We start from the raw sequence: 23,788 nt of genomic DNA on the forward strand, positions 1-23,788 counted from the left end.
TCATGAACCATTTTCCTGACACCCCGCCGGTCAGCTCCGAGCGCCTGATAGACGGCAATGCTCGTTCCATTGATGAACACTACCAGATCGTCCAGGAATACCAGGACGACTACAAACCGACCTCAATCTACCGGCTCTCGGCGGAGAATGACCCGGTCCTGATAGAGCGAAAGATCGTTTCGACCCCCTACAAGCCAGGATACCCGCCGCTGGATTACCTGATCTTCACCACTGGCGACAGCGCTGACACCATCAGGGTCCACTGCCCGCAGGGGCAATTGATAGTCGACATCAACCATGAGCGTTACCTGATGAACCCGGCCTCTTCCGAGCAGCGACTGATCATTCGCACCGGCGCGGGTCCGGACCGGGTGACGGTCGACGAACAGGTAAAAATCCAGGTGATCGTCGAAACAGCCGACGGCGACGATGTCATCCACAGCGAAGGCAGCGAAACCCAGATCCATGCCGGCCCAGGCGATGACTTCATCACTACCGGCGGGGGCAAGGCCTATATTGAGGCCGGAGAAGGCAACGACATGATTTTTGTCGAAGGTGACGCGACCGTCTACGGCGGCGCCGGCAACGATCATATCAGCGCCACCGCAAGCCTGGACGACAGCCGTCATCTGCTCAACGGCGGGCAAGGCAACGATCTGCTGATCGGCGGTCGGGGACACAGCATCCTCAGTGGCAACGACGGCGACGACTCGATCCTGGCCGGCGTCGGGACCAACACGATCTACACCGGAGCAGGTCGGGACACGGTCATGTTGATCAAACCTACGGATCAGGTCTTCAGCAACGATCCCCGCGACCAGTTGTTCCAGACCGCCCCCCAGCCACCCGCCGATGCCGAGGAATTGCGTGTTCACGCCTCGTCTGCCGAAGGTTTTCAGATCACCCTGCTCGGCAACCTGAGCCTGGAGCAGACCGGTATCGTGGTCAACGGCTCCCCGGAATTCCAGGACCGGGTCAATGACGACCTGAGGCTGATCGGCGGCTCTCCCCGGGGCAGCCAGCTGCTAAAGGTGTTGAATAAAACGGCCAGGAAACATGGCATCGCCGTCGCGATCAACCCGCTGGAGTATGAGAGGAATGCGCTGTTTCTGGTCAATGCCCAGGCCCCGGGCGATCCCTACATCAGAGATACCCGCGCAGGAAACGGGCTCCCGGGGGGGAGCATTCACTACAACCCCGCCGTTGAAATCGACGCAACCCCCGGCGTCGTGGTGCTCTACCACGAACTCTGCCATGTCTATAACAGAATGACCGGAACGTCTTTCCCAGGGGATGGCTTCGACGGCCCGCGTGACGACAAATCCACACGCAGAGTACCGAATGAAGAACTCCAAGCCATAGGCTTGCCGGCGGAAGCCAGGCCCTTCGATTTCGACGCAGACCCGAGCACTCCGCCCCTGGACACCAACCCGGCGCCCTTCACCGAAAACGGCTTGCGTGAAGAGTTGGGATTGGCCCCGCGAACCCGGGTAAAGCCTGACTAAACCAGCGTCTCGTCGCTGGACGGCACCACCAGGATCCCCGCCCGCAGGCCGTTTTTCACCTTCGGGTTGGGGAAAATGATCCGCGCGCCCTGCTCTTCCACGACCCAGCGACTGTTCGCCAGGTCCTCGGCCAGCAGGTAACCCTTGGGCAGTTCCGAGAAGTTCTCGATATCCGCCGGCAAGTGCATCAGGAAACTGTCACTGTGCTTGATGATTTCCCGCGCCACGCTGAACAGTTGCAAACCTTCGAGCGTTTCATCGGTGGCCGGCTCGCTGCCCTCGATGATCTGCTTGAGGCGCAGCTCCAGGCGCGAAACATCCACGCCCTCGTTCTGCCCGAACGGACGGGCCTTGCCCAGCTCCAGGGTAAAGGACTCGGCGCCCAGCTTGTCGTAGGTGTAGCTGCTGAAGACGATGGAGGGCTTGTTCTGCAACAGCACCGCCGTCATCCCGGCCGCGCGCAGGCGGGCCAGCTCGCGACGTGAATGCGCACGCCCTTCCTTGTACGGATAGAGCGCGAACTGTTCGATCTTCGAACCACGAATGGCGGTGTGCAGGTCATAGTGCAGGCGCTCGCGATCCGGCAGGCTGAAGAAACTCGCCGCCAGGCGCTCCAGCTCGCAAGCGCGCAAGGCTTCGCTGCCACTGCTCAGCTCATGCCGGCCATTGAACAGCCGGTTGACGTCCTGCTCGACAAAACGCTCGCCGCGACGTATCGCTTCAGGGTTGCCGAACAGGAACAGAATGCGGGCACGGGGCTTGAGGTCGCCCCGGGCAATGTCGTGCAACAGGCGATCGAGCAGCTCGATCGGCGCTGTTTCGTTACCGTGGATACCGGCGGACAACAGCAGGTCCAGCCCGTTGTCCCGGGCCTCGGGAGGCCGCACTTCGAGTGCGCCCTCACTCAGCCAGCGCATGCGCACACCGTCGACCGTCAGTTGAGTCTTCTCCGCCGGTTCATGACCGGCGAGGGTCAGTTCAAGCAGTTTGCCGAGGGCGAGCATGGCGCGGTATTCCTTAATCAGTGATGGTGATCGCAGTCGGGGCCGTGGACATGATCGTCTTCGCCGATATCGGCCGGCTCCATCTCCAGTTGCAGGCTGACCAGGTTGGTCGCCAGTGGGCGCAGCAGCAGGTTGGCGTATTCGGCATCGCCTTCCTCCACATCGACACCGATCAGCAGTTGGCCGCGGCCGTCGTGCTGAATCCACAATTCCTTGCCCTGCCAGATCACCGCGACGCGGGTGCAGGAGGTTTCCAGTTGAGTGCCATCGGTGTCTTCAAGGATCAGCTGCAGGGTATCGCTCATGTTTTAGGCTCTCGTCTGGAAGTAAAACGCCGCGCTCCAGGACAGAGCGTCGGCCTTCAATTGATCTGGAATGGATAAACCGAGCCCAGTTTAAGGATTTGCGTCAGTTCATCCAATGCCGCTCGGCACTCAAGCAACAATTGCGGGTCAGCCAGATCGCTTTCACGCAGGCTGTCGCGGTAGTGCTTGTCGACCCACTGGGTCAGCGTGCCATACAACGGCGCCGTCATGATAACTCCCGGATTGACCGCCGCCAGTTCGTTTTCCTTCAAGGCCACGCGCAAGCGCAGGCACGCAGGGCCGCCGCCGTTCTGCATGCTCTGCTTGAGGTCGAAGACCTTGACCTCGCGAACCGGACCGCCGGAACTGGTCAGCTCCTGCAAGTAGGCCCAGACCCGCGGATTGCCACGGCACTCTTCCGGCACGATCAGCAGCATGCCGCCGTCGGCACGGTTCAACAGCTGGCTGTTGAACAGGTAGGAACGCACCGCGTCCTCCACCGCCACTTTCGAACGCGGCACGCAGATCGACTGGAAGTTACCACCACGCTTGGCCAGCTTGCCGTGCAACTCGGCGAGCATCTGCTCGGTGTCGAGAAAGGCGTCCTCGTGATAGAACAACACCTCGCCGTTACCCACCGCGATCACGTCGTTGTGGAACACACCCTGGTCGATCACCGCCGGGTTCTGTTGAGCATAGACCACGCCGTCGTCACTCAGGCCATGCAGCCGGGCAACCGCCTGGGAGGCTTCGAGGGTCTGGCGCGCCGGGTATTTCTGCGGGGCCGGGTAGCGGGTATCGAAGGCACTGCGACCGAAGACGAAGAACTCGACACCGGCTTCGCCGTACTCACGGCAGAAACGCGTGTGGTTGGCCGCGCCTTCGTCGCCGAACTGGGCCACGGCGGGCAGTGCCGCGTGATGGGCGAAGTGCTTGGCATCGGCGAACATCGCCCCCAGCACGCGGCTGGTGGTCGGGTGTTCGATGCTGCGGTGGTATTTGCAGTTGAGGTTGGCGGCGGTGAAATGCACACGGCCGTCGGCGGTGTCGGCACTCGGACTGACGGTGCCGGCGTTGGCCACCCACATGCTCGACGCCGAGCAGCTCGCGACCAGCAGCGGCATCGCCTGTTTGGCGGCCTGTTCGATCACCTGAGCATCGCTGCCGGTGAAACCGAGGCTGCGCAGGGCGGCCACATCCGGGCGCTCCTGCGGGGCCAGCACGCCCTGGACAAACCCCATGTCCATCAGCGCTTTCATTTTCGCCAGGCCTTGCAGCGCCGCTTCCCTGGGATTGGAAGCCTGCTGGCTGTTGCTCTGGGACGCGACGTTGCCGTAGGACAGGCCGCCGTAGTTATGGGTCGGGCCTACAAGACCGTCAAAATTGACTTCAAAGGATTTCATCGGCGAGGCTCCACGAATCTGTTTTTATAAGCACAAATCATCTGCGTATGACGACTCAGGAGAGCCGAACACCCGGCGTCAAGGTCGCCGGCACTGTCAGACTCGGGGTTTCCAGCGACGCCACCGGGTACGCGCAATAATCCGCCGCGTAATAGGCGCTGGCGCGATGATTGCCCGAGGCGCCGACTCCACCGAACGGCGCGCTGCTGGCAGCCCCCGTCAGTTGTTTGTTCCAGTTGACGATCCCGGCTCGGCTTTCCAGCCAGAACTGCTGGTAACGCGCTGCGGAATCCGACAGCAGGCCGGCCGCCAAGCCGTATTGGGTGTTGTTGGCCTCGGCAATCGCCGCGTCGAAATCAGCGTAGCGAATCACTTGCAGCAATGGCCCGAACAATTCCTCATCTGGACGATCAGCCACGGCCGTTACATCCAGGATACCCGGGGTCAGCAACGCCGCATTGGCCTGTGGTTGAGTCATTTCCAGCAACGCCAACGCGCCATGACCCAACAGATGTTCCTGGGCATCCATCAAGGCACGCGCGGCGCCGAGGGAGACCACCGAGCCCATGAACGGCGCCGGCTGCTGGTCGAACGCACCGACTGCAATAGTCGCGCTGACCTCAACCAGACGTTCCAGCAGCTTGTCGCCCCAAGCCCCTTCGGGCACCAGCAGACGACGGGCACAAGTGCAACGCTGGCCTGCCGAGATAAAGGCCGACTGGATAATGGTGTACACCGCCGCGTCCAGGTCCTGGACCTGATCGACCACCAGCGGGTTGTTGCCGCCCATTTCCAGGGCCAGGATCTTGTCCGGGCGTCCGGCGAATTGCTGATGCAGATGGTTGCCGGTGCGGCTCGAACCGGTGAAGAACAGACCGTCGATGCCGGCATTTGCCGCCAGGGCGATCCCGGTTTCCCGCGCACCTTGCAGCAGATTCAACACACCCGCCGGCAGACCGGCTTCGATCCAGCATTGCACGGTCAGTTCGGCAACCTTCGGGGTCAGCTCGCTCGGCTTGAACAGCACGCTGTTACCGGCCAGCAAAGCCGGCACGATATGCCCATTGGGCAGATGGCCCGGGAAGTTGTAAGGACCAAACACCGCCACCACACCGTGGGGCTTGTGGCGCAACACGGCGGTGGCGTCGCCCAGCGGGCCGCTCTTCTCGCCGGTACGCTCACGGTAGCTCTGCACCGAGATGGCGATCTTGTTGACCATACTGGTCACTTCGGTCGCCGACTCCCACAAGGGTTTGCCGGTTTCTTCACCGATGCAGCGGGCCAACTCGTCGGCACGGTTTTTCAACTGCGCGGCAAAATTTTCGAGTACGACAATACGCTCGTCGAGGGAACGCTTGGCCCAGGCCGGAAACGCCTGGCGCGCGGCCTGCACGGCGGCATCGACCTGGGCGGCGCTGGCGCCCTTGCCGGACCACAGCACTTGCTGGGTCACCGGGTTCAACGATTCGAAGGCTTCGCCCTGGCCTTCCTGCCAGGCACCGGCGATGTAAAGCGTGCTCATTATTTCGACTCCCTGGAAGCAGACAACGGTACCGCGCGAACCTGATCGCCCGCACTGAGTTGAAGACGTTTGGCGGTCTGCGGATCAACCACCAGGGTGCCCGCCGCCAGCCGCGCCGGAGCCGCGGTGATGCGGCAGTCCTCGCGCTTGCGGTTGTGGATCAGATACGGCGTGGCATCGTCACCCGGGGTACCGACCGCCAGCACCAGCGCCTGGCTGTCACGCACCGCGCGGATCTTGCTGGTTTCGCACTCCACCGCAGGGCCCGCGTCGAAGATGTCGACATAACCCTGGTAGCTGAAGCCTTCGCTCTTGAGCATCGCCAGTGCCGGCTCGGTGTCGGTGTGTACCTTGCCGATGACGGCACGCGCCTCTTCGGAAAGGAAGCAGGTGTACAGCGGAAACTTGGGCATCAGCTCGGCGATAAAGGCCTTGTTGCCGACACCGGTCAGGTAATCGGCCTGGCTGAATTCCATCTTGAAGAAGTGCCGGCCCAGGCTTTCCCAGAACGGCGAACGCCCGGCTTCATCGGACATGCCGCGCATCTCGGCAATGATCTTGTTGCCGAACAGCTCGGGGAACTCGGCGATAAACAGCATCCGCGCCTTGGCCAGCATACGGCCATTGAGGCCACTGCGATAATCGGCATGCAGGAACAGCGAGCACAGCTCGGAGTTGCCGGTCAGGTCGTTGGCCAGGAACAGCGTCGGAATCTCGCGATAGATCTTCAGTTCCTGGGAAGCGCTGACCGTCAGGCCGACCCGGAAGTTGTACCAGGGCTCACGCAGGCCGACGGCGCCGGCAATGGCGCTGATGCCGACCACGCGGCCATCATCGTCTTCGAGCACGAACAGATAGTCCGCGTCGCCGCGACCGGCCTCGCCGGTGAAGGTCTTCTCCGCCCAGCCGACCCGATGGGCCAGGCGCTCTTCGTTGGCCGGCAAGGTGGTCAGGCCGGTGCCCGTGCTGCGGGCCAGGTCGATCAGAGCGGGTAAATCGCTGCTGCGTACGGGACGAACGATCATGCTATCTCCTCAAACGGGCACCGGCTGACGGGTGCCCGCGAAACTCGCTGTAAGGCTGCTTTCGATACCGGCCTTAAACCGCTACCAGGCGCACGCTGGCACCTTCGCCGACGCCCAGGGCTTCGGCGGCTTGCAGGTCCAGGGTGACCGGTTTGCCCGGCGCATAATCGAGCTCCAGCAGCACCGCGCGGTAATCCTGCAGCAGCGCGTTGGACACCAGGTACTGGCGCCCGCCGCCCTTGTAGGCGTCACCGATCTTCACCGGCACCACCCGGCTCTGGGCGATGGAGCGAATCCCGCTGACCCGCGCATGCAGGGTCGGGCCGCCGTCGAAGATGTCAATGTAGTGATCGGTTTCGAAGCCTTCGCGCATCAGGATGTCGAAGGTGATCTGCGCACGCGGGTGCACCTGGCCCATCGCCTCCTGGGCGGCGTCCGGCAGCAGCGGCACGTAGATCGGGTAATGCGGCATCAGTTCGGCGAGGAAGGTCCGGCTTTTCAGGCCGCACAGGCGCTCGGCCGCCGCGTAGTTCAGGTCGAAGAAGTTGCGCCCGATGGCATCCCAGAACGGCGAGTCGCCATGCTCGTCGCTGTAGCCGACGATCTCGGTCACCACCGAATCGGCGAAGCGCTCCGGATGGCTGGCGACGAACAGCAAGCGCCCACGGGAATTGAGTTCCGACCAGGTCGAACCGACCAGTTCCGGCACCACGTAGAAGCTGGTCAGCAGGCTGTTGCCGGTCAGGTCGTGGCACTGCGAAAGCACATGGATCTTGTTGTGGATCTTCAGCTCGCGGGACGCATGCACGAAGGTCTCGTTACGGAAGCTGTAGAACGGCTCCGAGTAACCGGCCGAGGCGACAATCGCCGAGCAGCCCGCCAACTTGCCGGTGGCGGTGTCTTCAAGCACGAAGAAATAGCTTTCTTCGCCATTGAAGCTGACTTCGGCGGCGAACGAGGCTTCCGACGCGGCGATCTTGTCGCGCAGGCGGCCTTCGTCGTCCGGCAGGGAAGTGACACCGATCGGGCTGTCCGCGGCCAGGCGCCGTACCTCGTCCAGGTCAGCCATTTGCGCGGGGCGCATCACCAGCATGGTGTCACTCCTTCAATCCAGAACAGGTCGACGCTTGGCGTCGACAGAAAAAAATACCGGGATGAACATCGCCCGTTGCAGGTGCGTGCTTGCCCGGTACAGGAAATTTGGCCCGCTGGCAGCCATCCCGGGCCGCCAGCGGGCGGTCCATCAGGCTTGCGTCAGCTTGGCCACGGCGCGCTCGAAGCGATCCAGGCCTTCGTTGATGTCCGCGTCTTCAACCACCAGGCTCGGGGCGAAACGAATCACGTCCGGGCCGGCTTGCAGGATCATCAGGTTTTCTTTTTCCGCGGCGTTGAACACGTCCTTGGCCTTGCCCTTCCAGGCATCCGCCAGCACGCAGCCGAGCAACAGGCCCATGCCACGCACCTGGGTGAACAGGCCGTATTTCGCGCCGATCTGCTCCAGACGGGTCTTGAACAGGTCGTGCTTGGCTTTCACGCCGCTCAACACTTGCGGGGTGTTGATCACGTCGATCACCGCGTTGCCGACCGCACACGCCAGCGGGTTGCCGCCGTAGGTGGTGCCGTGGGTGCCGACCACCAGGTGCTTGGCCAGCGCTTCGGTGGTGAGCATCGCGGCAATCGGGAAACCGCCACCCAGGCTCTTGGCGCTGGTGAGGATGTCCGGGGTCACGCCGTATTCCATGTAGGCGAACAGTGAGCCGCTGCGGCCCATGCCGGTCTGCACTTCGTCGAATACCAGCAGCGCGTCGTGCTGGTTGCACAGCTCGCGGGCGCCTTGCAGGTAGGCCAACTCGGCCGGCAGTACGCCGCCTTCGCCCTGGATCGGCTCCAGCACCACGGCGCAGGTCTTGTCCGAGATCGCGGCTTTCAGCGCGTCGAGGTCATTGAACGGTACATGGGTGATACCGGTGATCTTCGGACCGAAGCCATCGGAATACTTCGACTGGCCACCGACGTTCACGGTGAACAGGGTACGACCGTGGAAGCTGTTCAGCGCGGCGATGATTTCGTATTTTTCCGAACCGAAGCGGTCGAACGCGACACGACGGGCCAGCTTGAAGGCGGCCTCGTTGGCTTCGGCGCCGGAGTTGCAGAAGAACACGCGCTCGGCGAAGGTCGCGTCCACCAGCTTCTTGGCCAGGCGCAGGGCCGGCTCGTTGGTGAAGACGTTGGATACGTGCCACAGGTTGTTCGCCTGCTCGGTCAGCGCACCGACCAGCGCCGGATGGGCGTGGCCCAAGACGTTAACCGCGATACCGCCGGCGAAATCGATCAGCTCGCGGCCCGCCTGGTCCCATACTCGGGAACCCGCGCCGCGCACAGGAATAAAAGCCGCAGGTGCGTAGTTGGGAACCATGACCTGGTCGAAATCGGCGCGGTGCACCGGAGCTTGCTCAACGGACATCGGAGTCTCCTGAAGAGGAACGCCTGCCTGGAACTGGCGAGCGATGGGGGGATTGTAAGGACAGTTTTCGGTCAGGCCTTGCCGCCAAGCGACAACTTCTTATAGCGCCAAACCGGGTTTAGCCGAGGTTGTCGGCAATGCGACAAATTGCGTCGCAAAGGCGCAGTTTAAACGCTGGCCTGGGTTTTGGTATTTATTTAGGCACGGTTGTCCCCGGCCGCTGGATAGCCTCGCTGCCTTACCCGCCGCACGAGAAACCGCGCCATGCCGACGCCCGCCGCAACAGACCTGCCGCACTACCCCGATAATTTCGAGCTGATCAAAAACAAACTGCCGAATTGGCTGACCGACGCCTCCCGGACTTTGCTTCAGGCCCATGGCGACAGCCTGTTGCTGACCCACACCCACAAGGCCAGGCTGGCCGAGTACCTGCAAGCCTTGCAGGGCCTCCAGGCTTTTGCCGTTCCGATCCTGTCAAACGCCTTGAAAACACGCTTCGGATACCTACTGGACCCGCAGCGCGACCGAATCGGCGGCGTGCGACTGATCACCGCCGAGACACTCTCGACGCCGCGCAAGGTCTCCGTCGTCGATATGAGTCTGCTGGAGGCTGCCCTGAAGAACTTCGTTGCCCCTCGGCATGAGAACCTGGTTTTTTATAATGAATCCAGCCTGTACCGCCAGGTCAACGCCAGGCAGAGCCGGCCCATTCGAGCCTTCACGCTGCGAGGATTCGTCGAGCTGTGCCGGGAGCTGGATATCGGCGGCCAGTACGACCGTCACATGAGTGCGGTGCTGCTACCGAAAAAGCCCTCCGGCGAAGCTGACAACCGCTTTCGCGATCAATTTGAACTCAGCGAACGTTACGAACTCATCACCCAAACCCATATTGCCCTGATGAAAGGCAACATCAGTCACTCGACCCACCAGTTTCTGCTGGCCGCCAGCCAACAGAGCCGCCTGCCCTCCTGGGACAGCAAGCCCGTGAGCTGCTGCGAGCTGCAAATGTTCAACTTCAGAACGCCCCTCAGCAGTTCGACCGGCGTCACACTCAAAGGCGCCTGGCTGATTGAGCACCAGGACACCCTGATCGCGCGCAACCGACCTTGCATCGTTTATCTGAGCGGTGATCCGGAGCAAGCGCTCAAGCAATACGCCAGCTTCGAAGCGTTCGAACAGGAACTGGGCCACCGTCTGGGCCGCATCGACTACCGGGGCTTCTTCAACCGCTACATCAACCAGCGTACCCAATCGGCCTTTTTCAGCGCCCTCGAACACCGCCTTGACACCTCCGGCACAGCGGCCGACCTGCAACTCAAACGCTTTCCGCTGATCGGTCATCCACTGCGCGAACTCTATACCCAACATCTGGTGAAGCTGCTGGACGATGGCAATTTCAGCGCCGTGCCGGTGGCCGATATCGACCGTCAGGACCACCGGGAGCATTTGCAATCGCTGGGCAATATCGGCCTGAACCTGCTGAACGTTGCCGCCCTGTTCGTCCCCGGGCTGGGCGAGGCCATGCTCGCGGTGGCCGGCGCGCAAATGTTCAGCCAGATCTACAACGGCATCGAGGACTGGCATCACGACGAGCGCGAACAGGCACTCAAGGGGTTGATCGGCGTCACCCTGAACCTGGCGCTGATTGGCGGCATCACCGTGTTCGCCCATCGCTTCGCCGGGGCCGGGATGGTCAAGGATTTGAAACAGGTGAGCCTGCCCAATGGCGAAAGCACCCTGTGGAAACCCGACCTGACACCCTACGAACAATCACTGGTACTGCCCGAAAGCGCACAACCGAACGCCAGCGGCCTGTATGAAATCAACGACCGCCAATACCTCAAACAAGGTGACAAGGTCTATGAAGTCGAACTGAACCCGCAGGGCAATCGTGGCCGGATCAAACACCCGGACAGACCCGGCCAATACGCACCGGCCTTCTGGCATAACGGTGCCGGTGCCTGGTTTCACGAACTGGAGAACCCCCTGCGCTGGCAAGGTCCACAGCTCATGCATCGTCTCAGTCTGGCCGGCGAAGCCTTTTCCGATATCGACGCCGCGCGGATCATGGCCGTCAGCGACACCGACGAAGCCTTGCTGCGCCGGGTGCATTTCGACAGCCAGCGGCCTCCCGCGCTGCTCAAGGACAGCCAGCTGCGCTTTCGTCTTGATCGCGATATCCAGCGCCTCATCGAACAGATGGCCCGCGGCGAGGCCGCACCCGACGAGAGCATGCAGGAACAGATCCTGCTGGACCTCTGGCAATCGCAACCCAAGGCGCTGCGGTTGGTGGACGATCAGGGGCGGGTGGTCATGGAAACCATCCGCACCGGCACCACCCAGGAGCAACAAGTGGTCATCTCGCTCGACCAGTTGCACAACGGCGATCTGCTCAAGACCGTGCTGAACTCGCCCGACCTCGATGAAAGCGATATCCGCACCTTGCTGGGGGAAAGCCAGAATTTCGCCACCCCCGCCGAAAAGCCGGAAACGCGACTGCTGAACTTTCGCAAGCAAATCGCCCGACATGCCCAGTTGCGCCGAAAAGCGCTGTTCGAATCGCAATACCGCTTTCGCACTCAATCACAGGATCCCTCGATAGGCGTGCTGCAAAAGGCGTTTCCCGACCTGCCCGTGACCGTACTCGAAGAACTCGCCGAACAGGCCAGCGGCGCACAACTGCAAGCCTTGCGCGAGTCCGCCGAAATCGCCCCGGGCATCACCGACGAAGCCGCCTTGTATCAGCAGCAGGTGCGCCTGGCCCGGGCCCGCGAGGGGTTGTACCTGGCGTCGAGCGGCAATGCCGACAGCGAAAAGCTGATCCTGCACAGCGTGCAACGCCTGCCGGGATGGTCCACGCAAGTGCGGATCGAGATTCGCGCGCAATCATCGACCGGGCCGTTGCTCGATAGCATCGGCACCAGCGACGCACCGATCAGCAAAGTGCTGATCAAGGAAAACGGCCTGTACCAGACCCGCGATGCCCTGGACCAGGAGCTGCACGATTCCGACGATCTCTACGCCTCGCTGCTGCATGCCCTGCCCGACACCCAGCGCAGCGAACTGGGTTACCCCAGTCCCAAGCAGGGCGCGCAACTCAAGCAGGCCGTGCAGAACAGCCGCCTGCCGGGGCCTGACGAAATCCGCCAGTTGCTCGACATGCCACCGGCCATCCCCAGTGAACACTCGCCCATGGCCTTGGCCAAGAGACGGCCCGGCTATCAACTCAGTGGTCGCGGAGCACCACAGGCCGGCAGCCGCTGGGCCCTCGAAGATAGGGTAGCCCGGCTGTTTCCGAGCTTTTCCGATGAACAGATCCGGCAATTTATCGGCAGCCTGAGCGGCTCGCGGGTCTTCGATGAACTGCGGCGACTGGAGCAGGAGTACGAACAACTGACGGAAGAGCTGGATCTCTGGTCGTTCATCACCCCCTCCACTCACCCTGTCAGCGGGGAACGCTTGAGCCTGATGCAGCGCATCAATCAACAACGCACCCGTGCCCAGTTCGCCGAAGCCATCCGGCGCTGCTGGCGTCGTGAGCCCGACCTGCTCTATTCCAGCAATCCCGAGGAGCACGGCTACACCCTCAGCGCCAATGGCCTGCTGGGCGAGTTGCCCGGACTGTCCGTCGACTTCGCTCATGTCCGGCACCTGAACCTGGCGGCCAATACGCCGGCCCTGGAACTGGCCCAGTTCCTCGAGCACTTTCCCAACTTGCGCCAGCTCTCCATACGCGGTTTCCAACTCGACACCCTGCCCGAGTCGATATCACAGGGGCAACTGACCGAACTGAGCCTGATCGACTGCAGCATGCACCTGACACCCCAGACCGCGCCGGCACTCTCGGCGATGCAAAGCCTGGAGATCCTCGACCTGAGCGGCAACCCCCTCGGCCTGGTTCCCGACCTGAGCCAACTGCATGGGCTGGCAGTGCTCGACCTGAGCCGCACCGGAATCAATGCGCTCCCCAGGGGCCTGTTCGAGCTGCCGCGACTGGAAGCCGCCCTGCTTGTCGATAACGCCATCAGCGACCTGCCGCCAACGCTCAACGAGATGTCCAGCAACCTCGGTTCCGGCCTGGACCTGAGCGGCAACCCGCTGTCCGAGACCAGCCTGCAACGCGCCCGGGACTACTACCGCAGAACGGGCCACTCACTCGGCGTCCAGTCCCAGGCCGAGCGAACCCGGATACGCGCGCTTTACCCGGGCCTGGATAACGGACAGCTGGAGAGTTTCATCCGGGCCCAGCCGCGCCTCCTCGAGGAGTCCCTGGATCAATTGAGCCGACTGGAAACCCAATACCGCCAACTGAGCGCCGACCTGCTGGCCTGGAGCGGCGATATCCCCGCGCGCCACCCGGAAACACAGCAACCGCTCAGCGCGGTAGAACTGGCGGTGGAAAACCTGAACCGGCAGGACTTCGCGCTACAGCTGCAACGTAGCTGGCAGCGCCAGAGCGAAGAAATACTGCCTGACGGCACGCTCTTTTATAACTTCACCTACACCCAGAGAATCATCGGCAGCCTGCCCGCGCTTTCAGCGGATTTCAGCCATATCGCGCGCCTGGAGGTCCATGGTTACGGCGTCAGTCACGGGCTCGATGCCTTCCTCCACAGCTTCCCCCATCTACGCGTGTTGTATGCCTCCGGCTTTATCGACCGGGACTTCCCCGCCGCGATTTTCGACATGCCGCACTTGAGAAACCTGGAGCTGCCCTATGGCCGGATCCGGCTGAGCGAAACCTCTCACCAGCAACTCGCGGACATGACCGCTTTACGCATGCTCGACCTGTCCGGCAACCCGCTGCAACCGGCTCTGCGGCGAACCGGGGGAACGCGACTGACACCGAACGTGACACAGATGACGGACCTGAGAGTGCTCGACCTGAGCGATAGCGGTATCCAACAGACACCCGAGGGGCTGTTCGGACTGCGTGCCCTGGGGATTGCCGACTTTCGCGACAACCAGATCCGAGACATACCGGAAAGCCTGTTCGAGGTGCCGACCTCGCAACCCGTGGTCTATGACTTCAGGAACAACCCCTTGACCGAGGCGAGTCTCCAGAGAGTCCGCAGCTACAGAGAGCTGAATGGCGGCGTGCAGCAGGTCAGAATCCTGATCGGCGACGATGTGAGCAGCAGCGAAGAAAGCGAAAGTGACAATGGCGGCAGTGTCCCGCCGGCGGCATCCCCCATGACGCCGCCCACGCCCCGCGAAGAATAAGCCTTAGCCGCGTTCCGAAGGCACCGACGACAACTCGAACGGACTGCTGCTGCGCCGCTGGTTGCGATCTTCACGCGGCGTGGCGCCAAAGAAGTTGCGATAGGCGCTGGAGAAGTGCGGCCCCGAGGAGAAACCGCAGGACAGGCCGATCTGGATGATCGACTTGCTGGTCTGCATCAGCATCTGCCGGGCCTTGTTCAGGCGCAACTCCAGGTAATACTGGCTCGGCACACGGTTGAGGTATTGCTTGAAGATCCGCTCCAACTGGCGTCGCGAGACACAGACATGCTGCGCGATCTCGTCGGTGGTCAGCGGCTCCTCGATATTGGCCTCCATCAGCAACACGGCCTGGGTCAGCTTCGGATGGCTGGAGCCCAGGCGGTTCTGCAACGGAATGCGCTGGCGCTCGCCGCCTTCGCGGATGCGCTCGACCACCAGTTCCTCGGAAACCGCACCGGCCAACTCGGCACCATGATCACGGGCCAGTACCGCCAGCAACAGGTCCAGCACCGACATGCCGCCGCAGGCGGTCAGGCGATCACGGTCCCAGTCGAACAGATGACTGGTGGCGATCACCTTGGGAAAACGTTCGGCGAAATCATCCTGCCAACGCCAGTGCACCGCTGCGCGATACCCATCGAGCAAGCCGAGCTGGGCCAGCGGATAGACCCCGGCGGACAAACCGGCCACCACGCAACCGGCGCGAACCAGTTGCTTGAGCGCGCTGCTCAAGGCCGGCGCGAGGCTGGTCGGTGGCTCGTCGGCCAGCAGGAAGAGTTTCTGGAAACCTTCCAGCTTGCCGGCCCAGGGCTCACCCGGCAGTTGCCAGCCGGCACCGGGCTGAGCCTCGGCGGGCACTTCGGCCTGCAGGAAAGACAATTCGTAGACGACTTCCGGATGCACCCGCTGTGCGACACGCAAGGCCTCCTCGGCCAGCGCCAGCGTCAAGGCTTGGGTGCTGGGCCAAATCAGGAAACCAATTCGATGGGCAGTCATGGCAGGCAATCCGAAAACAGAACAGAGTGAAAAGCCGAGGGCAGCCAACTCAAAGTAGACCACGCCGCGCTCGGCGCGCAGCATGACCTATTTTGGTGCGCAACGGCAGCATAAAAAGCGACGACTATTTCAAACTGCCCGAGAGGAATTGCTGCAGACGCTCGGACTGCGGGTTGACCAACACCTCGCGCGGATTGCCGCGTTCTTCGACCACGCCTTTGTGCAGGAACACCAGCTGGTTGGAGACTTCACGGGCAAAGCCCATCTCGTGGGTCACCACCACCATGGTCCGGCCTTCCTGGGCCAGGGCCTGCATCACCTTCAGCACGTCGCCCACCAGCTCCGGGTCGAGGGCCGAGGTCGGCTCGTCGAACAGCATCACTTCCGGCTCCACTGCCAGCGCCCGGGCAATCGCCACGCGCTGCTGCTCGCCGCCGGACATATGGCCCGGGTAGGCGTCCTTGCGATGCGCCACGCCGACTTTCGCCAGGTAGTACTCGGCCTTTTCCAGCGCCTCTTTCTTCGACATGCCAAGGACGTGAATCGGCGCCTCGATAATATTTTCCAGCGCGGTCATGTGCGACCACAGGTTGAAATGCTGGAACACCATCGACAGTCGCGAACGCATGCGCTGCAACTGTTTCGGGTCGGCGGCCTTCAGCGCGCCGTCCTTGCCGGCCACCAGCTTCAACTCTTCATTGTTCAGCAGGATGCGCCCGGCATAGGGCTGCTCCAGCAGGTTGATGCAGCGCAGGAAGGTACTTTTGCCGGAGCCACTGGAGCCGATGATGCTGATCACATCACCAGCGGCGGCTTCCAGGGACACGCCCTTGAGCACTTCGTGACTGCCATAGCGTTTATGCAGGTCTTGGACTTCAAGCTTGTACATGCGGTCGGTTCTCACAAAAACAGTCAGGTCAGTCGCTGAGCAGGCGTCCGTGGCGAAGCGGTACGCGCCCCGCCACCTTGGCCAGCCAGATCGAGGGTTGGGCGTAACGCAGCCGCTCCACGGCGTACAACACACCGCTCGTGCCGGCACACACGGTGCTGACCCGGTCGGATAACGGATCGATCACTTCGAACAGCGGGTCGCCGGTTTCCACCCAACTGCCCACCGGCACCAGGAAACTCAACACACCGGGGTGCGGTGCATAGAGCAACTCGGTGCCTTCGAACGGCATGCCTTCGCAAGGTTCCTGCTGCGCGGCCGGCCATTCGCCGTCGATCAGACCCTGCTCCGCGAGGAACGCCAGAATCCCTTCAGCCTGGGCCTCGGCCTGCTCGCGACCGGTATCGGCCTGGCCGCCCAGTTCAATGGTGGTGGCCATGCACGCCAGCGGAATCTGCGCGTCCGGGAACTCCCGGGACAGGCGCAACCACGGCAACGAACAGGCCTCGTCGAACGAGGTGCCGCCCGACTCTTCCGCCAGCAGCCCGACGCGAACCTTGAGGTGCGCCGCCAGGGAGCGCCACTGCGGCCAATGCTGGGGAAAGGTGTACATGTGCAACGCGGCTTCACAATCGCAATGCAGGTCGAGCACCAGGTCGGCATCGCAGGCATGGCTCAGCAGCACCCGCTGCATGCCTTGCAACTGACTGGTCGCCGCCGGCAGCGAAGCCAGCACCTCAAGCATCGCCTGGCGAATCAGCCGCACGTTGGCATGGAGGTCATCGCCCAGGCGATCTTTCACCAGGGCGCTGACCGGCTCGGTCAACTGGACGAAATCGCGGTTGAAGTTCTTGCCGCTGCCGTACTCGAAACGGCCTTGATGATTACCTTGCAGCAACTGGCCGAGGCCGATCGGATTGGCCACCGGGACCAGCTCGATCACGCCCTTGAGGGCACCGCGGGCTTCCAGCTCGACCAGGCGCTTTTTCAGCTCCCAGGCCGTGCGCATGCCCGGCAATTCATCGGCATGCAGGCTGGCCTGGATATAGGCCTTGCGCTCGCCACTGCCGAAACGGAACACCGACAGCTGGCGCTCCGTGCCCAGGCTACCCCAGGGCAAAGGATGATCGATACGCTGCATAGTCAGTGCTTCCTCGGCGCCAGGTAACCCAACCAGCGGCGCTCAGCCAACTTGAACAGCCGCACCAGGATAAAGGTCAGGCACAGGTAGAACGCGCCGGCGGTGATGTAGGCCTCGAACGGCAGGTAATACTGGGCGTTGACGGTACGGGCGGCACCGGTGATATCGATCAGGGTGACGATGGACGCCAGACTGGTGGTCTGCAGCATCATGATCACTTCGTTGCTGTACTGCGGCAGTGCCCGGCGCAGGGCCGATGGCAGCAGGATGCGGCGGTACAGCTTGTAGCGCGACATGCCCATGGCCTTGGCCGCCTCGATCTCGCCATTGGGCGTGGCCCGCAGACTGCCGGCGATGATTTCGGCGGTGTAGGCGCTGGTGTTGATGGCAAAGGCCAGGCAGGCACAGAAGGTCGCGCTCGACAGCCAGGGCCAGAGGAAACTCTCGCGCACCGCCTCGAACTGGGCCAGGCCGTAGTAGATCAGGAACAGCTGCACCAGCATCGGCGTGCCACGGATCACATAGGTGTAGAGCCAGGCGCTGATGTTCACCAGCGGCTGCTTGGACACCCGCATCAGCCCCAGGGGCAATGCCGCCAGCAGGCCGAACAGCAACGACAAGGCCAGCAGCTTCAAAGTGGTCAGCAGGCCGCCGAGGTACAGCGGCATGGCTTCCCAGATGACGTTGTAGTCGAAGATCATAGATCAGCCGCCCTTACGCCTACCGAGTAGCGCTTCTCAAGGTGACGCAATGCCAGCAATGAGACACTGGTGATCACCAGGTACATCGCCGCCACTGCGAGGAAGAAGGTGAAAGGCTCGCGGGTGGCATCCGCCGCCTGCTTGGCCTTGAACATCATGTCTTGCAGACCGACCACGGAAATCAACGCGGTGGCCTTGGTCAGCACCAGCCAGTTGTTGGTGAAGCCGGGAATCGCCAGGCGAATCATCTGCGGCACCAGCACCCGGAAAAACACTTGCAGGCTGCTCATGCCGTAGGACATGCCGGCTTCAGCCTGACCCTTGGGAATTGCCATGAAGGCCCCGCGGAAAGTTTCCGACAGGTAAGCGCCGAAAATGAAACCCAGGGTGCCGATACCGGCGACCAGGGGGTTGAGGTCGATGTAGTCGTCAAAACCGAGCAGTGGCGCGACGCGGTTGAGCAGGTCCTGGCCACCGTAGAAGATCAGCAGGATCAGCACCAGGTCGGGAATCCCACGGATGACCGTGGCATACAGGTCGCCGAGCCAGGCCAGCCAGCGCACCGGCGACAGGCGCAAGGCCACCCCGATCAGGCCCAGGACAATGGCCAGGGCCATGGACGACAAGGCGAGCTGAAGCGTCAGCCAAACGCCATCGAGGATGACAGCCCCGTAGCCTTTCAACATGATTCAGATCCTCGGAATTAGGGATGAAAAAATGGCGCAAACCTCAGAGCTCCTGCTGCTTGCGCCATTTCAGACTTGTCACTGCGGCGGTTTACTTGCCGTAGATATCGAAGTCGAAGTACTTGTCCTGGATCTGCTTGTACGTGCCGTTGGCACGGATCGCGACGATGGCGGCGTTGATCTTGTCCAGATCGGCCTTGTCGCCTTTGCGCACGGCAATGCCGATGCCGTCACCGAAGTATTTCTCGTCGGTGAATTGCGGGCCGACGAAAGCGAAGCCCTTGCCGGAATCGGTCTTCAGGAAACCGTCCTGCAGCAGGGTAGCGTCAGCCACGGTGCCGTCGAGGCGACCGGCGGCCACGTCCAGGTAGATCTCGTTCTGCGAACCGTAAGGCTTGATTTCAGCGCCCAGCGGCTTGAGGACTTCTTCAGCGAAACGGTTGTGGATCGAACCGCGCTGCACGCCGATCTTCTTGCCCTTGAGCTCGGACAGGTTGTCGCTGACAACGGTGCCTTCCTTCATCACCAGGCGAGCCGGGGTGTTGTAGTACTTGTTGGTGAAATCGACCGATTTCTTACGATCGTCGGTGATCGACATCGACGACAGGATGGCGTCGATCTTGCGTACCTTGAGGGCCGGGATCAGGCCATCGAACTCTTGCTCGACCCAGACGCACTTGACCTTCATCTCTGCGCACAGGGCATTGCCGATGTCGTAGTCGAAGCCAACAATGCTGCCGTCCGGCGCCTTGGAGGCGAACGGAGGGTAGGCGGCTTCGATACCAATTTTCAGTGGTTTTTCATCGGCGAATGTCGGCAGCGACAGCACGGACAGTGCCAGGGCACCAAGCAGCACGAGTTTCTTCATCTTGAGACTCCATCGGTCAAGGGCAAAACGGCAGAGTGAGCAACAGCCCAATATGCGGATGGGAAAGCAGTCTTCGCGTAACGGTCGGCGGCGAGCGCGTTCAGCGTGCGCCACGACAAGCGAGTGATCGGCATTCTAACGACAGGTCCGAAGCCGATATTTCCTCAATGCGACAACTAATTACAGAAGCGCCGAGAAAGCGGGATGGACACATTGACAACTCTTGATTTTTATGCAGGAGCGAAAGAAGGGGTAACCGATCTATCCTGCAAATAGCGGGCCTATTATTCGCAAAGCCTTCTATTCCGGCAAGCACGGCGTTCGATGAGATTTAAAAGGCCGTGGCTTCGGGTCAAAAACGGGCAGCGGCGTTTCCCTTTGCCCCGTGTCCGGGCGGCAGGTGACACATTTGGTTACCTACCGAAAAATCGGTAACAGAGGGAGGAATTCACAGCAAAAACCGATATTTATCTCACTTCATTCAAGGACACGCTCCCTTGCAGGAGCCGGCTTGCTGGCGATGAGGCCGCTGAACCTTGCAGTGCCCATCCGGCCGTCATCGCCAGCAAGCCGGCGCCTACAGGAAACAAGGCAAGCCACAGAACGCAAAAAGCCCCGCCCGGCGTTATGCCGGACGGGGCTCAGTCAACCTCGAACGCGTGTTACGCGACGTTCATGGTCTTGTGGGTATCGATCAGATGCTGCACCACGCCCGGGTCCGCCAGGGTGGAGATATCTCCCAGGCCGTCGTACTCCGCCGTGGCGATCTTGCGCAGGATCCGTCGCATGATTTTCCCCGAACGGGTCTTAGGCAAGCCCGGCGCCCACTGGATCACGTCCGGCGAAGCAATCGGCCCGATTTCCTTGCGCACCCAGTTCTTCAACTCCAGGCGCAACGCCTCGCTGGGCTCTTCACCATTGTTGAGGGTGACGTAGACATAGATGCCCTGCCCCTTGATATCGTGGGGCACACCGACCACCGCCGCTTCGGCGACTTTCGGGTGGGCGACCATGGCGCTTTCGATCTCGGCGGTGCCCATGCGGTGGCCGGAGACGTTCAGCACATCATCCACGCGCCCGGTGATCCAGTAATAACCGTCCTCGTCGCGGCGCGCGCCGTCGCCGGTGAAGTACATGCCACGGAAGGTCTTGAAGTAGGTATCGACGAAGCGGTCGTGATCGCCGTACAAGGTCCGCGCCTGGCCCGGCCACGAATCGAGGATCACCAGGTTGCCTTCGGCAGCACCCTCGATGATGTTGCCCAGGTTATCCACCAGCGCCGGCACCACGCCAAAGAACGGCCGTGTCGCCGAACCCGGCTTGAGGGCATGGGCGCCCGGCAGCGGGCTCATCATGTTGCCGCCGGTCTCGGTCTGCCACCAGGTATCGACGATCGGGCAACGCGACTTGCCGACATTCTTATAGTACCAGTCCCAGGCTTCCGGGTTGATCGGCTCGCCCACCGAGCCCAGCAGGCGCAGGCTGCTGCCATCGGCGCCCTCAACGGCCGCCGTGCCCTGGGCCATCATGGCGCGGATCGCGGTCGGCGCGGTGTAGAGGATATTGACCTGGTGCTTGTCGACAATCTTCGCCACCCGGGTGATGTCCGGATAGTTCGGCACGCCCTCGAACATCACGGTGGTTGCGCCGTTGGCCAGCGGGCCGTAGACAATGTAGGTATGGCCGGTAACCCAGCCGACATCGGCGGTGCACCAGTAGACCTCGCCCGGACGGTAGTCGAACACCCGCTCGTGGGTCAGCGCCGCATACAGCAGGTAGCCGCCCGTGGTGTGCTGCACGCCCTTGGGTTTGCCGGTGGAGCCAGAGGTGTAGAGGATGAACAACGCTTCTTCGGCGCCCATCTCTTTCGGCGCGCAGACACTGCCGGCCACTTTCATCAGGTCTTCAAACCAGATGTCGCGATGCTGGTTCCATTTGATCGTGCCACCGGTGCGCTTGCACACGATGACTTTCTGGACGCTGCTGGTTTCCGGATTGGTCAGGGCGTCGTCGACATTGGCCTTGAGCGGGATTTTTTTTCCGGCGCGAACGCCTTCGTCGGCGGTGATCACCACTTTCGAACGGCAATCGATAATACGACCGGCCAGTGCTTCCGGAGAGAAACCACCGAACACCACCGAGTGGATCGCACCGATACGGGCACAGGCCAGCATGGCGACCGCGGCTTCGGGGATCATCGGCATATAGATGGTCACCACGTCGCCACGGTGCACATCCTGGCCACGCAGGGCGTTGGCGAATTTGCAGACCTGCTCGTGCAGTTCGCGGTAAGTGATGTTGCGGGACTCGGCGGGATCGTCGCCTTCCCAGATGATCGCGATCTGATCGCCACGCTCGGCCAGGTGGCGGTCCAGGCAGTTGTAGGAGACGTTCAGGGTGCCGTCGGCAAACCACTTGATATCGACATGGTGATCGTCGAAGGAAGTCTGTTTCACCGTGGTGAAAGGCTTGATCCAGTCGAGGCGCTTGGCTTGTTCACGCCAGAAGCCGTCGGGGTTGACGACCGACTGCTGGTACATCGCCTTGTAGGTCGCCTCGTCGGTCAGCGTAGTCGCCAGGACCTCAGGACGAACGGGGTACAGGGAAGCCGCACTCATCTTTCTTACCTCGGTGGATATGTTGTTGTTTTATGACCCTGTTGTAGCCGGGCCTGCGCCATGGAGCCATTCGACGATGGTAGTAACAAAGCCCTGCAAAACCTCGGCTCAATCGCTGCAAGGCCTCAAGCACGCTGCCTGTAGCGATTTCCAGGCCCCTGAAAATAACTCACGGAACGGGCCTGGGAGACGTTTTTCGACGATTGTTACAGGTTTTGTCAATAGTCTTTATCAAAACCCCCTCTATATGAATGGTTTGTAGACTCTTAACATTCATCCCGCCAACTAAGGCAGCGAATTAACTTAGCGACAGCCCCCACGAAGGCCGTTAATTCGAATTCAAATCAACACCGTTCCACACGTGGCCTCACAAGGGCCATGTGACCCCTTACGACCCGAAGAAGGTAAATCGAGATGAAAGCTCTAGTCGTTCTGGCCCTCAGCAGCCTGTGTGCAACCGCCATGGCTGACGAGATTCCAACCGACGTTGCCAGCCACACCGTTCCGGTGGAAGAGTACACTTACAGTTCTCACCCGGATATTCAGAAAGTTATCTCCATGAGTGAAGTTCCGGATGTTTGCGAAGTTGTTCCGGCGCGCATGGTCTATGAAGACTCGCAAGGCGCCCGGCATATCATGGAATACCGCGTCATGGGTAACGGTTGTTCCCACGGTTAACCTCCCGGCCTGCTCCACTCCTGCAAAACCACCCGCCGCAAGAAGCACTTCTTGCGGCAAAGGTGTTCCTCCCCGCCCCTCCCCTGCCAGCACGACCTGTCCGGCCCGGTCTGGATCATTTCGCCGTCGCAGCGACAAAAACTGGCTGAAACAACCGGACAAATTCCCTATACTGTCGGCATCCATTCGCGCCTGAAAAAGCGTCGAATCGAGCTGAAAACCCTCGTTGATTCAGGCCCTTGCAGGCCCCAGGGGAAGGCCCGGCGCCCTCTCCCATCGACGACACGGGATCATCCCGTACCTATTCCATGTTTTTGCGTGCACGAACCGCTGCTGCAAGCAACATATCCTTTAGATCCAAAGCGGCCATTGGTCGTGTGACAAGCCAACCATCAGTGTTTTTCACACGGCCATCTGGCCCTCACGCAGGAGACGACACGTCATGCTGAGCTGGGACGAATTCGACAAAGAAGAAGGCGAGGTTGCCGTCAAGGGCGCCAACGCTGGCCACGCCACCGAAGCCAACATGGACCGCCTCGACAGCGCCGGTGGCGCCGCGGCCCAGGAGGCCCGTGCCGTGACCGCTTCCGACTCGGCCGCCATCGCCCGCGCCAAGGCGGCACTCGACGCCCTGGACGTGGCCGAAGGCCTGGCTGAACTCGAAGGCGCCTCGGCCCGTGTCGCGGTCGACGAAAAGCGCATGATCAACTGCCGCGCCGACCTCAACCAACTCGTACCGTTCAAGTACGACTGGGCCTGG

At 61.8% G+C, this 23,788-nt stretch carries 17 protein-coding genes and 1 pseudogene; 4 read left to right on the plus strand and 14 right to left on the minus strand.

All coding sequences use genetic code 11. From position 1 onward, the window contains the following. The first annotated feature begins 2 nt into the window (after nt 1–2). Nucleotides 3–1,505 (plus strand): M91 family zinc metallopeptidase, encoded by a 1,503-nt coding sequence (locus CWE01_RS32995; protein ID WP_100944738.1) that lies wholly within the window; start codon nt 3–5, stop codon nt 1,503–1,505. On the opposite strand, the gene astE is transcribed toward CWE01_RS32995, so the two are convergent. The 7 genes from astE to CWE01_RS33030 form a co-directional block, all read right to left on the minus strand. Further along, nucleotides 1,502–2,509 (minus strand): succinylglutamate desuccinylase, encoded by a 1,008-nt coding sequence (gene astE, locus CWE01_RS33000; RefSeq protein ID WP_100944739.1) that lies wholly within the window; start codon nt 2,507–2,509, stop codon nt 1,502–1,504. The genes CWE01_RS32995 and astE overlap by 4 nt on opposite strands. 17 nt (nt 2,510–2,526) lie before the next feature. Beyond that, on the minus strand, nt 2,527–2,814 hold the full coding sequence (locus tag CWE01_RS33005) for a topoisomerase II (RefSeq protein ID WP_100944740.1): 288 nt from the start codon (nt 2,812–2,814) through the stop codon (nt 2,527–2,529). 56 nt (nt 2,815–2,870) lie between these two features. After that, nucleotides 2,871–4,217 (minus strand): N-succinylarginine dihydrolase, encoded by a 1,347-nt coding sequence (gene astB, locus CWE01_RS33010; RefSeq protein ID WP_100944741.1) that lies wholly within the window; start codon nt 4,215–4,217, stop codon nt 2,871–2,873. 55 nt (nt 4,218–4,272) lie between these two features. Then, a complete protein-coding gene (astD, locus tag CWE01_RS33015) occupies nt 4,273–5,742 on the minus strand; it encodes a succinylglutamate-semialdehyde dehydrogenase (RefSeq protein WP_177410536.1) in 1,470 nt (489 codons plus the stop codon). After that, a complete protein-coding gene (astA, locus tag CWE01_RS33020) occupies nt 5,739–6,764 on the minus strand; it encodes an arginine N-succinyltransferase (RefSeq protein ID WP_100944743.1) in 1,026 nt (341 codons plus the stop codon). The genes astD and astA overlap by 4 nt, the downstream gene beginning before the upstream one ends. Nucleotides 6,765–6,837: 73 nt before the next feature. Next, on the minus strand, nt 6,838–7,857 hold the full coding sequence (aruF, locus tag CWE01_RS33025) for an arginine/ornithine succinyltransferase subunit alpha (RefSeq protein ID WP_100944744.1): 1,020 nt from the start codon (nt 7,855–7,857) through the stop codon (nt 6,838–6,840). Between the two features lie 150 nt (nt 7,858–8,007). Further along, the gene (locus CWE01_RS33030) at nt 8,008–9,228 is read right to left on the minus strand and encodes an aspartate aminotransferase family protein (protein WP_100944745.1); all 1,221 of its coding nucleotides are present in this window, start codon (nt 9,226–9,228) and stop codon (nt 8,008–8,010) included. 264 nt (nt 9,229–9,492) lie between these two features. Between CWE01_RS33030 and CWE01_RS33035 the strand changes: the two genes are divergently transcribed. Beyond that, on the plus strand, nt 9,493–14,451 hold the full coding sequence (locus CWE01_RS33035; RefSeq protein WP_100944746.1) for a dermonecrotic toxin domain-containing protein: 4,959 nt from the start codon (nt 9,493–9,495) through the stop codon (nt 14,449–14,451). Between the two features lie 3 nt (nt 14,452–14,454). Here the strand turns inward: CWE01_RS33035 and argR are convergent, their stop codons facing one another. From argR to acs, 7 genes are all read right to left on the minus strand, one after another. Beyond that, the gene (gene argR, locus CWE01_RS33040; RefSeq protein ID WP_100944754.1) at nt 14,455–15,447 is read right to left on the minus strand and encodes a transcriptional regulator ArgR; all 993 of its coding nucleotides are present in this window, start codon (nt 15,445–15,447) and stop codon (nt 14,455–14,457) included. 124 nt (nt 15,448–15,571) lie between these two features. After that, nucleotides 15,572–16,336 carry an ABC transporter ATP-binding protein gene (locus CWE01_RS33045; RefSeq protein ID WP_100944747.1) on the minus strand — a complete coding sequence of 255 codons (765 nt, stop codon included), beginning with the start codon at nt 16,334–16,336 and terminating at the stop codon, nt 15,572–15,574. A gap of 28 nt (nt 16,337–16,364) precedes the next feature. Then, the gene (locus CWE01_RS33050; protein WP_100944748.1) at nt 16,365–17,477 is read right to left on the minus strand and encodes a succinylglutamate desuccinylase/aspartoacylase family protein; all 1,113 of its coding nucleotides are present in this window, start codon (nt 17,475–17,477) and stop codon (nt 16,365–16,367) included. 2 nt (nt 17,478–17,479) lie between these two features. Beyond that, nucleotides 17,480–18,178, minus strand: a complete 699-nt coding sequence (locus CWE01_RS33055; RefSeq protein ID WP_100944749.1) for an ABC transporter permease — start codon at nt 18,176–18,178, stop codon at nt 17,480–17,482. Beyond that, nucleotides 18,175–18,864: an ABC transporter permease gene (locus tag CWE01_RS33060; RefSeq protein WP_100944750.1), complete on the minus strand. Its 690-nt coding sequence runs from the start codon at nt 18,862–18,864 to the stop codon at nt 18,175–18,177. The genes CWE01_RS33055 and CWE01_RS33060 overlap by 4 nt, the downstream gene beginning before the upstream one ends. 91 nt (nt 18,865–18,955) lie before the next feature. Beyond that, on the minus strand, nt 18,956–19,732 hold the full coding sequence (locus tag CWE01_RS33065; protein ID WP_100944751.1) for an ABC transporter substrate-binding protein: 777 nt from the start codon (nt 19,730–19,732) through the stop codon (nt 18,956–18,958). 662 nt (nt 19,733–20,394) lie between these two features. Next, on the minus strand, nt 20,395–22,350 hold the full coding sequence (gene acs, locus CWE01_RS33070) for an acetate--CoA ligase (protein ID WP_100944752.1): 1,956 nt from the start codon (nt 22,348–22,350) through the stop codon (nt 20,395–20,397). Between the two features lie 414 nt (nt 22,351–22,764). On the opposite strand from acs, the gene CWE01_RS33075 reads away from it, so the two are divergent. Together CWE01_RS33075 and CWE01_RS33080 are read left to right on the plus strand one after the other, a co-directional pair. Then, the gene (locus tag CWE01_RS33075; RefSeq protein ID WP_100944753.1) at nt 22,765–23,028 is read left to right on the plus strand and encodes a DUF2790 domain-containing protein; all 264 of its coding nucleotides are present in this window, start codon (nt 22,765–22,767) and stop codon (nt 23,026–23,028) included. Nucleotides 23,029–23,470: 442 nt separating this feature from the next. Further along, a pseudogene (locus tag CWE01_RS33080) lies at nt 23,471–23,788 on the plus strand (ribonucleotide-diphosphate reductase subunit beta); the annotation flags it as partial.

Origin of the sequence: Pseudomonas sp. QS1027 (assembly GCF_002814235.1) — a bacterium.
Classification (GTDB): Bacteria; Pseudomonadota; Gammaproteobacteria; order Pseudomonadales; family Pseudomonadaceae; genus Aquipseudomonas.

Coding starts and splice junctions, on each gene's coding strand:
- CWE01_RS33045 (WP_100944747.1), bottom strand. CDS start 16,336: ATGTACAAGCTTGAAGTCCAAGACCTGCATAAACGCTATGGCAGTCAC.
- argR (WP_100944754.1), bottom strand. CDS start 15,447: ATGACTGCCCATCGAATTGGTTTCCTGATTTGGCCCAGCACCCAAGCC.
- CWE01_RS33065 (WP_100944751.1), bottom strand. CDS start 19,732: ATGAAGAAACTCGTGCTGCTTGGTGCCCTGGCACTGTCCGTGCTGTCG.
- CWE01_RS33075 (WP_100944753.1), top strand. CDS start 22,765: ATGAAAGCTCTAGTCGTTCTGGCCCTCAGCAGCCTGTGTGCAACCGCC.
- CWE01_RS33060 (WP_100944750.1), bottom strand. CDS start 18,864: ATGTTGAAAGGCTACGGGGCTGTCATCCTCGATGGCGTTTGGCTGACG.
- astE (WP_100944739.1), bottom strand. CDS start 2,509: ATGCTCGCCCTCGGCAAACTGCTTGAACTGACCCTCGCCGGTCATGAA.
- CWE01_RS32995 (WP_100944738.1), top strand. CDS start 3: ATGAACCATTTTCCTGACACCCCGCCGGTCAGCTCCGAGCGCCTGATA.
- acs (WP_100944752.1), bottom strand. CDS start 22,350: ATGAGTGCGGCTTCCCTGTACCCCGTTCGTCCTGAGGTCCTGGCGACT.
- CWE01_RS33055 (WP_100944749.1), bottom strand. CDS start 18,178: ATGATCTTCGACTACAACGTCATCTGGGAAGCCATGCCGCTGTACCTC.
- CWE01_RS33050 (WP_100944748.1), bottom strand. CDS start 17,477: ATGCAGCGTATCGATCATCCTTTGCCCTGGGGTAGCCTGGGCACGGAG.
- CWE01_RS33005 (WP_100944740.1), bottom strand. CDS start 2,814: ATGAGCGATACCCTGCAGCTGATCCTTGAAGACACCGATGGCACTCAA.
- aruF (WP_100944744.1), bottom strand. CDS start 7,857: ATGCTGGTGATGCGCCCCGCGCAAATGGCTGACCTGGACGAGGTACGG.
- astA (WP_100944743.1), bottom strand. CDS start 6,764: ATGATCGTTCGTCCCGTACGCAGCAGCGATTTACCCGCTCTGATCGAC.
- CWE01_RS33030 (WP_100944745.1), bottom strand. CDS start 9,228: ATGTCCGTTGAGCAAGCTCCGGTGCACCGCGCCGATTTCGACCAGGTC.
- astB (WP_100944741.1), bottom strand. CDS start 4,217: ATGAAATCCTTTGAAGTCAATTTTGACGGTCTTGTAGGCCCGACCCAT.
- CWE01_RS33035 (WP_100944746.1), top strand. CDS start 9,493: ATGCCGACGCCCGCCGCAACAGACCTGCCGCACTACCCCGATAATTTC.